This window comes from Bacillus sp. SSR7 (genome assembly GCF_055902415.1).
Window position 1 is genome coordinate 117,761 of sequence record NZ_JBVVXV010000011.1, and the last position, 12,624, is coordinate 130,384.

Sequence of the window (12,624 nt, forward strand, 5' to 3'; positions counted from 1 at the left end):
TTGATTTTTCAGTCTTTTAACTAGAAACAGTTATTACAATCAATCTTGTGCGGTAATATAAATCATGGAGACAAAGCTCTTTTCTTACATATTCATATCAATAGTCTTTTAGCTCGATCCCGTTAGCGGCTTTCGCTACCATTTTCGAGATTACCTTAAACTGTACGACCATAAGGATTGGTACTCGTAACATGAAATTGCGCAGAAAGATTTTAAAGCTCGATTTTTCAACCATGCTCCCAGCAGCTAGTTTCCCTATTTTTTGATTCTTCTCAACAAACTTTCTCATCTCTTGCTCATAAGCAACATAGGCACGGGAATGATCACCACGCGCATTTTTTAGTTCGCCTGCTAATACATAAGCTCCGACAAGCGCTAGACTAGTACCTTGCCCTGATAGAGGTGATGGACCATATGCCGCATCACCTACCAATGTAATTCGACCTTTTGACCATGTTGGCATGTGAATTTGACAAATCTCATCAAAATAAAAGTCATCCGCCTCTTTCATAGTTTTAAGTATGTGTGAAGTTTCCCAGTCTTCTGTATGGCCTACAAATGCATTTTCTACAAGTTTTCTTTGAGATTCTTCATCATAGCGGTCGTACTCCAGTGCCTCCGATTGGAACAGGAACATACCTTTTGCCTCTGTATTACCACGAGCGCTATACATACCCACAGTTTTGCCTGGCATTGTATAAAGCATTACGCGGTGGTCAAGGTTGAGGTAATTCTCGAGGGTGAAAATCGAAATATAACAACCAAGTGTACGTTTAAACTGTGCTTCATCACCAAAAGTCAGGGACCTCACATTAGAATGCAGCCCGTCCGCACCGATAACCAGATCGAACGTCTGTGGCTTTTCATGAATAAATTGGACTTCTACACCATCTTCAGTTTCATGTATAGCAGTAATTGACTCACTCCAAATGTACTTAATTGTGTCCTTAGTTAAATCGTACAAAATATTACTCAAATCATCACGCATGATTTCGATGTCCACACCATGCTGGTTCGCGAAACTCGCTTCACTTAATTGACCTTCAACATTACCTTTGCTGTTCACGAAGTACACACCGGTCATGTTTGTATCAGCTGCACGGACTTGATCGAGTATACCCATCTGTCCAAGCACCGTAACAGCTACACCACGAATATCAACCCCATATCCACCAGAGCGCAATGCAGGTGCGCGTTCTACTACAGTCACGTCGAAGCCATAACGATGAAGCCAGTAAGCGAGTGCCGGACCGGTAATGCTCGCACCAGAAATAAGGACGCGTATCGCTTTTTTCATAATTACTTATTCACTCCTATCCTAATGAAAGTCTTAACATACCCTCCAGTATATTCACCGCAACAAAATAATAGGTATTGAACTATTCAACAAATAACCCGCTTGCTGGAAAAGTAAAAACCCTGCCTATCAATATAGGACATTTGATCAAACTTTATTACAAATTGACTATTTTCCCAACACTTAATTCCCCATCTCCACAAACCGCCCAAACTCCTTCAAAAACCTCAGCTTAAAACTCCCCACAGGTCCATTCCGATGCTTCGCCACATGAATCTCCGTCATCTCTTTCTGCATCGTTTCCTTATCATAATAATCTTCACGATACATAAGCATAATGACATCCGCATCTTGCTCAATTTGTCCTGTCTCTCTTAAATCAGATAAAAGAGGACGCTTATCTTGCCGTGACTCTACAGAACGAGATAATTGCGACAGCGCTACTACACAAACATTTAAATCACGTGCTAATAACTTAAGCTTACGCGAAATCTCACTAATTTCTTGAAATCGATTGCCTTTATGCTTCGGATCGCCCGTAATAAGCTGCAAGTAATCTACAATAATTAAAATCTTTTTATCACCATGCTTCCTCTTTAACTTACGAGTTTGCATCCAAATATCTTGCACTGTAACACCTGCATTGTCGTAAATCTCAAGTGGTAACTCACCAATCTCCGCAAACGCCTTACTCACCCTTTCCCAGTCTTCCATCGCAAAACGATGCTTCGGATTTTTCAACCTACCTCCTGACACTTCGCCTACGCAAGATGCCATCCGTTTTAACAAATGTTTACTACTCATCTCTAACGAAAACAACCCCACCGCCGCGCCAGACTTCGCCGCATGCAGTCCAACATTTAGCGCAAACGCAGTCTTCCCCATAGAAGGACGCGCACCAAGAACAACAAAATCACCTTCCTGCAATCCGCACGTCATTTTATTTAGCGATATATAACCAGTCTCAATACCCGTAATCTCTTTCGCATCTTGATGAAGCTCTTCATATAAATCAACTAGCGCATCCTTCAAATCAAACTCACATACACAGTCCTTCTCCTCTAACTCACAAAGTGCCGTAATCGTCTCACCAATAATTTTCTCACTCTTCTCCGCAATAAGGCGCTCTCCCATCTTGTGCCCGAGAACACCCGCCTGATACATTTTCCAGGCACCTCGAACAAGCCCCTCATAATACGAGAAGTTGCTAGTAGTAGGCACACCATCCATTAACCCTATAAAATACTCCATTCCCCCGATCCCCTTCAAAAAATTCGGGTCCACTCTAGAAGTGAAAGTTACAAGATCAATCGGTTGCCCCTCTCCTTCCATTTTTCGCATTAACTGAAATATAGACTTATGCACTGGCATCGAAAAATACTGCTCCGTCAAACGGCACTCCTTAATAAGCTCTCCATCAATTAATAGAGAACCTAACACCGTCTTCTCCGCCTCCACATTTTGAATACTCATGGACGCCACCCGCGCTCCGCTAAAAAGCGCTGCAACTCTTCCTCAGACGGCGCATTCTTCTCCCACTCCTCACATCTCGCCAAAAACTCCTCCGTCTCCCCCGTACTAACAGACGAATCCTTCTTCCGAAAATTAGCCGTATCCGCCTCAACCTCAGAAACTTTCGTAAATCCTTTCCCGTGCCAACCTCTCAAAATCCCCTTCACATAAGCAACCGTCCGCTTATTATTCTCAAACGCAATTTGAAGAGCCTTCAGCACAAGCTCCTCTGACAAATCTTCCATCCACGCACTCAGTTCCTCCACCGCAAACGGAGACAAACTACCGAAATGTTGCTCATAAAAAGAAAACACGCGACTTCCCATTTCTTCTTCTATAACCTCTGTCTCCTCACAAATCGGATCAACATCATCCATAACCAATTCACCAGGCATACCGAAATGCGCTAAAAGCATCGGAACATTCAGCTCCTCCTCTACGCACTTCTGAAGAAACATATGTACAAACTCCTTATTCTTCACACCCTTAAGCTCACGAAGCACACACTTCTCCACATTCGTATTCGTCACCGGATTATAACGAAGCCAATTTAAAACGAATAACTCACGAGTATCCGCATCATAAAGAATCTTCCCATAATCAATGAAGCGCTGCACAAGCTTATCAACAGTCTCCCGATTATAACCCGTCTCCATCTCAGCTAATCGCTTCGGAAAAGGAAAAATCCCACACTGGGTCGTCTTCGAACAAGTCAACAAGTACACATAAAAATACCGCTCCTCCGGCGTCAAATCCAAAACAAAATCATCCTGCCAAAAATTCACCTGCACAGTACGGTATACCGCCATCCTAACTCCTCCTGTCTCCGTTCAAAATGAAAACCTCTTCATAATATATATGGGAGGATGGCCGGGTTTTTGGCGTGTTATTTCAAATTTTTTTGACTACTACTACGGTGTTTGTTGTTGTTTTTGTTTTTGTTATGTTTTTTCTTAGTGATTTATTACTTGGTAGGGGCTTGTAAGGGGCTTAGGAGGGGCTAGTTATCGGTTACTTCAATTAGAAACACTCGATCTGAGAAGCCGCCTCTTTCTTCTGCTTTCTTTTTTCGGATATTGTTGATTTCTTCTAGTGTTGTGCCTTCGTGTTCGGCTAGGGCGTTTATTAGTTCTAGTAGGTCGGATAGTTCTTCGAGTTTATCGAGTTTTGTTTTTGCTTCGATGTATTCTGTTAGTTCTTCTTGTGTTTTTTTGCAGATTTCTTTTATGTATTCGTCTTCGGGTAGGATTCTTGTTGTAGGTGTTTTTCCGTTAGTTTTTATTATTTGTGGGATTTTGTTTCTGATTAGTTTGTTGTAGGTTGGCATGGGATTTCCCTCCGTTTGGTTTTCTTCTATTATAATGGAAAAGCAGTTTAACTAGGTGTTAAACTGCTTCATTGCTTCTTTTATATAGTTTTCTTCTTCGGTTGTGAAGAGGGTTGGGAATTCGGATAGTGGGAGGTTTGATTTTTGGATTATATCCTCTATATCGCTTTGGGGTGTATCAAGATAATTCGTTACTTCTTCTATTACATTGAAAAATTCCTTCAAGGTAACTTGAACGTCTTGATGACCCGGATTTTTCTCTTCTACCTTATACTTTTTCAACTTCCCTATCACATCCATAAATCGCTGTTCAAACTTTTCTTTTAGTTCCTTATTATTATAAAACGCTCGAACACTATCCGTTGAAAAGTGTTCCTCTAGCCATTCCTTATTTTCTTTCTCCCATATAAAAGTTTGCAAAAACGAAGAAAACAAAGCGACATCCACTCGTTTCTCCTTTTGAAACTTCTTCGTCATCTCATCCATATGCGAAAGCACCTTCGCAATCCTTTCTTGCTCTGCCAAAAGCAATTCCCTTTGAAAATGCATTTGTCTTAAAAATTCTTCCGTCTTTATATCACGCTGCAATATAATATTTTGAATTTCCCCAAGCGAAAAACCGAGATGCTTAAACGATTGAATTTGCTGCAGCACATACAAATCATCTTTCGTATATAGCCGATGTCCCCCCTCAGTATAATCGCTCGGCTTTAATAAATTAATCTTGTCATAATAACGAAGCGTCCGCACCGTAACATCCCCAACATTTGCAAACTCACTAATCAACCACGCCATATCATCACCTACTCCGCTAACTTCTCTTTCACATACTGAAGCATATGAGAAAAACTAATCTCATTCTGCCTACAATATTGAAACAAACCTACAACAAGCAATAACAAAGGAACATTCCCTCTATAACGATTTTCATACTCGCTAATACCATCATAAAAGTACTCATACTTTCTTTTTCGTAAAACAATATAAATCGCAATAAACAATACTGCAATCATAACGAAAAATCGCTTTCCCCTTATCTCCACTTCTTGTTTCATCACCTATTCTCCTTCCACCGCATACTTATCTTTTTTAAATAACGGAATTCGAATGAAATAACGATATGGCTCGTCGCGTATTACTTTCCACGTAACAATGATCACTTGAACGACCTCGAAGGCAAATATGATCCAAAACAATACATCACTAATACGTGAACTAATATTAAATAGAAGAAAAATTAACAAATGAAAGTTAAAAGCCTTTCGGCAGTGGTATTTGTATACCTCATTTTTACGTGCCAGCGTGATGTACATGAGTAGTGGTGAAAAGATTCCTATTGCGGCTGAGAGTAATAGCATGATGATGGTGTTTCTTTTTTCTTTTGTGGTGGTTTTCATGAGTGGTTTGATCCCCCTTTTTTGATTTGTCTTCTTTAGGTTAGGGGGTGACGTTGGGGGAGGTTCAAGAAATAAACTATAATTAGTTCTGAAAAAATAGACACAATGAAGTACCTTACATACTCCATTGTGTCTATTTACCTCATAAAAAACTGATTATCTATCAAAAAACATTTTAAATACATACTGCAGCCAAAATAACATACATGTAATAAACATCCCAAACGCTATATTTTCATTAAATTTCTTAAAAATAAAGTTCCATTTAACAACAATATATTGATTCACAATACACCAATAGAAGAGAAACAAAATTGAGATACCAGTCAAAGAAATCATAAAATTCACCCCTCTTCCCCCTTTCATTTTTATGATTCACCTATTATATCTCCGCTAAATTAAAAGATTAACCGTATACAAACTCTTTAAATACTAAGAGTTTATCTAGTCACGAATTGCCTCTCACCCTGCTCCCTATGAAAATCACTTAAAAACTTTAAAAGCCTTGGCAAGGAGGACCTCTTATTATTTCTAGCTTTCAACATGCTTAACAATACAAAAACCACCCCAAACAAATATACCGTCCAAGGTGGTTTTCTAAAACTTTCATATCACTATTAAATTATTACTTCAATCTATCCTGCAACGCACTAATATTAATGATTACAGGGCTACCCGACTTCAACGTTCCATCTTTCTGTAACATTGGCCCAGAAGTGATACATTGACCTTTCTTCAATGTTGCAAGTCGCTTTTCCCATTCTTTTCGCATAGCTGAATCTTGAGCAAGGTTTGATGCAATGGCACTAATCTCATTTTCTGGTGGCATGAAATACACCTTTTGACTTGAATTCTGTAGTCGTGAAATTTCATCTGTTGTAAATTGCCCTTTTAATGATTGTGTTGCATACCAACCTGACCAACCAAATTTTCTTCCTTCAGTTAAAATTTTGGCACTCGGTGATTTTTCTCTATGATCAAGATTTTGCGCTTCATCTAATATAACTGGGAATGGTTTATTTTTATCTCCGTGATGCAATTGGTAGTTCCAAATATCCCACAAGATAAACTCTGTAATCATGAGCTGTACATCTCTATTAAAGCCTGTTAATTGTACAATAAACACTTTACCTTTTTGGTTCAGTATATCCCCCCAATTATATACAGCATTATGATTAAATGGATTCTTATCAATAAATGGCTTAATTTGTGACCTGGCTGTTTTAGCCGGCCCAGAAGTATCCTCTTCTAATTCTGCTAATAAATAATTTAAATTCATACCTTCGCCATATTTATCTAAACCGCGCATTACCGCCTCATATATAGCGTTTTGTTGCTGAATGCCTAAATCTTTATATACAGCTGAAAATACACTTTTAATTCTTTCAGCAACATCTGTATTATCTTCATCGATATAAATTCCTTCATCCAATTCTTTTTGATTTCGCTTAAATGGATTTACTGGGAATTTATCTTTTGCTACTAGGAATTGTTCAATATTATCTTGGAGTTTCTCTTTGAATTCCGGTTCTAACTTAGAATTCTTAAATCCATCTGTATAGTCAAATATCATACTAGAAATTCCATTTTGCGCCAGCTCAAGTAGTAAACATTGAATGAAGTAACTCTTACCTTGTCCTGATTTACCCGAAATTAAAATATGTCTATTTGCTAGCTCTGAATTTCCGAATTCCCAATATATTTCTTGAGTCGATCCCTCTACTGTTCCTAACAAAACGCGGATGTCTTTTAATTCTTTTGTTCCTCCCGTTCCTTTTTCTTCCTTTTCCTCTTCAGAATGAGGTACAGTTGGAACGACTTTATTGCTAGTTTTTTTTAACACTTGATTAGAATCATGATTCTGATTCAATAATCTATCTGGATTAATATCAGTTCCGCCAGAATGGATTTTCATTTTGAGTGCTTCAATTTCTTCGATTACTCCTTCATATCCATCCTCTTCGGTTAATTCCACTAATAAAATATCTTCTTCTATTTTGATGGATCTCCATGATTGTTCCTTTTTGAATGATAAAATTGCTCCTTTTCCGATTTTATCATCCAAATGTCCACTCATTTCGTAATCATCATTTAATAATCTTTTCTTTAGTTCTTCAATTTTCTCATAAGATTTTTCTGGCCAAATGTTGTTTGCAATAAATTTCTCGGCATTTGCTAGCAATAACTGTACAAAGAAGTTTCGGAAAAACTTATGTTTAAATACATGTAAACCATCTTCACTTGTTTTAGAAAGTTGCGTATCAAATAGTTGCTTAGTAGCATTAATTTGCTCTTTTGCTTTTGCAATAGCACTGTCTTGATTTAAGCCGATTTTCACTTCCACTGGATAATAATGCACTGATAATTTATCATCTTGCATTTCTACTCCGATTAACAGTAAATCGTCACTATGTACACCTTTTCCGCCTAGATTTTTCGCAGAAAATACACCTTCACTTTTCGTTAATTTCACCGCTCCAGCGACACGCAATATTTCTTCTAATGAGATAGGAACCCATAAAATATTCTCATGATCTAAAGCACTTAATATATACTTCACAGCTGAAATAATACTTAACTTTTCTCTTGAGAATTGTCCCTTACTTCCTATAATTCGTAGTAACCACTCACCATTTAAACTATTGAAAGCTCTAATAGCTGTATTAATTTTTTCAGGTGTCGATACAATTTCTTTTTCCGCTAAATACTGTTCAATAACCGCTCGATATTGTCTTGCTTTATCCGTTACTGTAATTGCATCATACTGGCTTGATGAAGAATATTGATCACTATAATGAATAACCAATAAATTACGTGATGAATCTTGGAAGAAATCTAAACCTACATTAGGTTCAATAAATGTTACCCAATAAGAAGATTCATATAAATGTTCTAAAACTTGTTCATCATAGGTAGATGTTCTCGTAACAATTGTTTCGTTCTTACGATAAGGGTTTGTACCATCGTTATTTAAATTACTTCCTAATTCATTCATTCCTCTAGCAGTTTGAATTAACAAATTTTCATTATTCAATACATTTTTCAATCCAAATCCTGTACGATAATCTACTTCCGTACTAATAGATGATAGAGATGATAACATTCCATTTAAAGATAATCCTGTTTCAATATCTTCCATTGTACTTTTCGCATGCTTCTCATTTGAAATCATTTTATAGAATGAAATATGAGCGTAACCATATTCTTTCGTACCAATAAGTTTATAATAGAAAACATTTTCTCGAATTAGCCTTAATACGTCTACAGCATCGAGATTCTTTGATGCTAACGATAACTCAAAGAACTCCTCGAATTTTTGAACATCATCATATATAGAAAATTTTTCAAAGGCGCTTAGTATATTACTCTCATGATATAAAGCAACCTCTACTGGTATAATTTTGGACGGCCCTTTTTTATCTATCTGCTTCTTAATAAACTGTACTAAACCTCTTACAACTTCTTTATCATTATTTATATTAATCACATTGATTCGTATCGGAGATTTAGATTCTTGTAAAAATAAGTATTGGAAATGTTCTACAAATTGTTGAAGCTTTTCTTCAACTACATTAGCTAAAAATGCATTAGATTCTCCAATTGCAACCTTATGAAGTGGTTCATAAACAGTCCATTCAGGCGCTTCATTTTGAGAAACTGGTCTATACAATTCATCATTCTGTCCATATATATATGGCAATAGATTGTTAGGGTGCAGACGATTTAAAATATGCATCTCAACTACTTCGTTTTTAATTTCATCATTAACACTTAACTGATAGGCAACATTAAGCGGATGCAACGGTGTTAGTATGACCCTTTGTTCCTCTTCAATAACTCCCAATTTAAACAGATTCTTTTCTTCTTCTTTTAACATTACATTTTCTTGTATATGAGCAACACTTTCGTTAAAAGCCTTCAAGTATCTTATAGATAGCTCTCTTAATTGATTATCCACAAAACAAAGACTAGGAACCGTATTATTAAACTTATAGTAATTTAATAATTGTTGATACGCATCTCTCAATGATGGGTTCATTAATAATTCAACCTTATTTAGGCCTGATACCCCTCTAACTGCAAAAGCGATTTCATTTTCAATCCATACTCTCTCGTCTTGTAAATAATTTCGAAATCCTTCTCGTGCTGAAAATTCCCTTGCACCTTGTTTTAATTTATTTGTATCAAGGTTATATTCAAAGCTTTCTTGATGTTCTCTTTTTAATTTCCATACCCTTTCTCCTGATACTGGAACAGTCTTTGCAACTTGCTCTCTAATAAGAATAGGAATTAAAGAGGTTTCAATTTGAACAGAAAATGATAAGCTATCATCATTCCATGCAGGGGAAGATTCAGAGACTTCAAAACTTCCACCTTGCCAATTTATAATCTGTGCATCTTCCTCAATAAATACTTCTTCTGGCTCATTAGAAATATCTCCAAAAACAATACGTTCTTCAGCTTTATTCATAACTACGTTTTTCTTATTTACATTCACTTCATAAATCGTTTGAAGCGATTGTAAAAACGCGGCTTCACATTCTATAACAGCAATATGAAACTCATATTTCGACTTAGATTGCATCTTATGCGTATATACAACTTTATGGAATGAAGTCACATTTTGCTTATGCACTAAACTAACAGTTAGTTTTTTCCCAGATATCCCACAGAACCCCTGTGAATTTTTATGAATGTATTCCTTCTTCAACTTTTCTTCAAATTCAAAGTTCAGGTTGATATCTTCTATCTGTGTAGGATTAAAAACGATAATATGGCGTTTACGTCTCCCAGCCTTTGTCTCAGCTTGTGCTTTTTCCCAATATAACAGACCTTCTTTTGAATATTTCTTTGGTGATTCGATATATTCTAATGGACGATCTATCTCAGTCATTTTGTCGTAAGAATCTTTAACAAGAACATAATCCGCTTGCTGCCAATCTTCTTTCTTCAGGCGAGAAACACCTTTCTCATCAAATAATTTTTCTAATTGACTCTCTAAATGTTCATACTCATGCATATGTTGAACTTTCTCAAAGAATGAAGCATTTTCTTCTAGCCTTTTTTTCATTTGAGCTGAAGTAAATTGATTTAAATTTTCATCATAGAAAATACCTAGATTAGAATAGTCTTCTCTCGCAATCTCTTGTTTTGATAAAAACCCAAGAATTTCTTCATAATCCCAAAGAGATGGTCGCACAATTGTATCATCTAATTTTTTACGTAAATAAAATGAAAGTACTTCCTTCTCTTCTTTATTTAAAGAAGAAGTTTCAATTTCTTCTTTTAATGTTTTCAAAATTGATTTTACATTAAATGGCATACCTTCTTTTTGCAAATCACTGCTACCACCCTTAATACTGTCCAGTGTCTCATGACATATACTAAGTAAAGCTGTTTTCTCCCAAATATCCTTTTGTTCACCGACTTCATTACGAAGTGTTACTAAAAAGTCCGGAGTAACGTTTGCCGATGTAGTCGCAACAACTACTTTCATTTCCTCTGAAACCTTAATAGCAATCGTTTCGTATGGAGTTCCTTGCTTATGCTGATAATAAAACGCCTGCGATAAATCTTGTTCTTTTAATGTGTCATAAAATGCTTGTACTTGTTCATGATTATCAAATTGAAGGTAAAACCGCTCTCCACCTCTAAGATTTTCTGCTTGTAAATAATTTATTAGTTTATCTGAAAGATAATTATAAAATTGGTTTAACATACTGTGCATCACCGCTATCACTTTTTTTGTCTATTAAATTCAGCTTATCAAATAACTGTACAATTTCTTCTTTTGAATAACGATCGAAGAATAAACCTCTAGCCTCTAAATCTATAAATACTTGCTTCAAAGGTTTTCTTTCCTTTTTTAAACTCAATGCTGTTAGTAGCAATAACATATCTTGACTAAGATTAAGCATATAACCAAGTGAACCTCGAGTTTTTAAGAAATATTTTTTCCCAACCTCTTCTATTGATAAAGAGTATCTATGTCGAGGGCCTTGCATCGTATCTTTTTCATAGGCTTCTTCTATACTACGGAATAAGGATTGTACAAGCGTATCATATTCTAATTCTAAATTTCCTTCATAAGCCCCAAGACCTAAATGTCTTCTATATTCCATAACCCAATCACAAAGCATCTCTAAAAATACTTTTTTATCCTCATCGGATAATTGCTGATATGTTTCCTTTAACTCAGGATAGCCACCCGCTTTTTCTACTCCCATTAGGAAATTTAAATGTTCTAAGCAATTAATATGTAGTAGTAAATGTCTACCTGTATCTTTAATCATTTGATAACCATGAGTATAACCTTTTCTATTCTTACTCGTAGACTCCCAGTCAAGTGTAAAATAAACTTCGTTGTTCTCACTAAAGTTCGCTTTCCCAACTTGTGAAAGCTTTAAAGTCAATTGAGTAATATATAAAAAGTAATAATAACTAAGAAACAAATGATAATGAGTTCTAAAATAATCTTTATGTTCTGCTAAAAATTGAAAATCTTCTTTGAATAGCTTTGAGATAAATGGAATTTGATTAATATAAGGACGGCGTTCTTTTTCGTCGCTCTCCAAATGATTTAATTGTTTTAACACAAGACGTGACATTAAATCTGTTGAATCGCTTTTTCCAAAAATCTCTTCTACTGTTTCTTTTTCACCTAATAAGACGTCTAAAAGGAATCTAGCAATATCTTGTTCTCCTTTTTTATCAGCCTTATCACTTAATGGTAAATATTGAAACAAATGCAAATGAAAAATTTTAATTGTATTGTCACTATCCTGCAGAAAGGTACGTAGTATTTGTTCAAATTGCGACTTATCTTGCTTTGATACATCAACAGATTTACTAATCTCTCCAATAAGTTCTTCTAGATTAACTTCCATTTTCAACTTATTTCCGCTGACTAGACGCGTAAACTCTCCTAATACTCCCTGAAACCCTTTTGCGAATTTTGCCCGCTCTGTTCCTCGGGTAGAGAAAGGTAACAGAGGGGCTTTTTTATTTATTGTATGTTTTAATCCTAACTTTTCTGGTTTAATACTCAGCGAGTTTTTCAAATCCTCTAAATTCTCTCTTACAATCATTTT

General features: G+C 36.0%; 9 protein-coding genes. All 9 read right to left on the bottom strand.

The features are described from left to right. Positions 1-97: 97 nt before the first annotated feature. The 9 genes from AC0NJG_RS18965 to dptG all read right to left on the bottom strand — a co-directional run bounded on the left by AC0NJG_RS18965 (position 98) and on the right by dptG (position 12,621). Entirely contained in the window at positions 98-1,297 is a 1,200-nt protein-coding gene (locus AC0NJG_RS18965) for an FAD-dependent monooxygenase (RefSeq protein ID WP_087951516.1), read from the bottom strand. Between the two features lie 183 nt (positions 1,298-1,480). Then, positions 1,481-2,770: a replicative DNA helicase gene (gene dnaB, locus AC0NJG_RS18970; protein ID WP_143880866.1), complete on the bottom strand. Its 1,290-nt coding sequence runs from the start codon at positions 2,768-2,770 to the stop codon at positions 1,481-1,483. Further along, positions 2,767-3,618, bottom strand: a complete 852-nt coding sequence (locus AC0NJG_RS18975) for a DnaD domain-containing protein (RefSeq protein ID WP_474063296.1) — start codon at positions 3,616-3,618, stop codon at positions 2,767-2,769. The genes dnaB and AC0NJG_RS18975 overlap by 4 nt, the downstream gene beginning before the upstream one ends. A gap of 191 nt (positions 3,619-3,809) precedes the next feature. Next, positions 3,810-4,136 (bottom strand): nucleoside triphosphate pyrophosphohydrolase, encoded by a 327-nt coding sequence (locus tag AC0NJG_RS18980; protein ID WP_087951513.1) that lies wholly within the window; start codon positions 4,134-4,136, stop codon positions 3,810-3,812. 51 nt (positions 4,137-4,187) lie between these two features. Next, positions 4,188-4,931 carry a MerR family transcriptional regulator gene (locus tag AC0NJG_RS18985; RefSeq protein ID WP_474063297.1) on the bottom strand — a complete coding sequence of 248 codons (744 nt, stop codon included), beginning with the start codon at positions 4,929-4,931 and terminating at the stop codon, positions 4,188-4,190. An 8-nt stretch (positions 4,932-4,939) separates the two neighbouring features. Next, positions 4,940-5,191 carry a hypothetical protein gene (locus AC0NJG_RS18990; RefSeq protein ID WP_142940629.1) on the bottom strand — a complete coding sequence of 84 codons (252 nt, stop codon included), beginning with the start codon at positions 5,189-5,191 and terminating at the stop codon, positions 4,940-4,942. A gap of 3 nt (positions 5,192-5,194) precedes the next feature. Next, positions 5,195-5,533 carry a magnetosome magnetite crystal formation protein family gene (locus AC0NJG_RS18995; protein ID WP_071726493.1) on the bottom strand — a complete coding sequence of 113 codons (339 nt, stop codon included), beginning with the start codon at positions 5,531-5,533 and terminating at the stop codon, positions 5,195-5,197. A 625-nt stretch (positions 5,534-6,158) separates the two neighbouring features. Further along, on the bottom strand, positions 6,159-11,252 hold the full coding sequence (gene dptH / locus AC0NJG_RS19000; RefSeq protein ID WP_429680510.1) for a DNA phosphorothioation-dependent restriction protein DptH: 5,094 nt from the start codon (positions 11,250-11,252) through the stop codon (positions 6,159-6,161). Beyond that, positions 11,233-12,621: a DNA phosphorothioation-dependent restriction protein DptG gene (gene dptG / locus AC0NJG_RS19005; RefSeq protein ID WP_088356427.1), complete on the bottom strand. Its 1,389-nt coding sequence runs from the start codon at positions 12,619-12,621 to the stop codon at positions 11,233-11,235. The genes dptH and dptG overlap by 20 nt, the downstream gene beginning before the upstream one ends. Positions 12,622-12,624: the final 3 nt, after the last annotated feature.

Coding starts and splice junctions, on each gene's coding strand:
- AC0NJG_RS18965 (WP_087951516.1), bottom strand. CDS start 1,297: ATGAAAAAAGCGATACGCGTCCTTATTTCTGGTGCGAGCATTACCGGT.
- dnaB (WP_143880866.1), bottom strand. CDS start 2,770: ATGAGTATTCAAAATGTGGAGGCGGAGAAGACGGTGTTAGGTTCTCTA.
- AC0NJG_RS18975 (WP_474063296.1), bottom strand. CDS start 3,618: ATGGCGGTATACCGTACTGTGCAGGTGAATTTTTGGCAGGATGATTTT.
- AC0NJG_RS18980 (WP_087951513.1), bottom strand. CDS start 4,136: ATGCCAACCTACAACAAACTAATCAGAAACAAAATCCCACAAATAATA.
- AC0NJG_RS18985 (WP_474063297.1), bottom strand. CDS start 4,931: ATGGCGTGGTTGATTAGTGAGTTTGCAAATGTTGGGGATGTTACGGTG.
- AC0NJG_RS18990 (WP_142940629.1), bottom strand. CDS start 5,191: ATGAAACAAGAAGTGGAGATAAGGGGAAAGCGATTTTTCGTTATGATT.
- AC0NJG_RS18995 (WP_071726493.1), bottom strand. CDS start 5,533: ATGAAAACCACCACAAAAGAAAAAAGAAACACCATCATCATGCTATTA.
- dptH (WP_429680510.1), bottom strand. CDS start 11,252: ATGTTAAACCAATTTTATAATTATCTTTCAGATAAACTAATAAATTAT.
- dptG (WP_088356427.1), bottom strand. CDS start 12,621: ATGATTGTAAGAGAGAATTTAGAGGATTTGAAAAACTCGCTGAGTATT.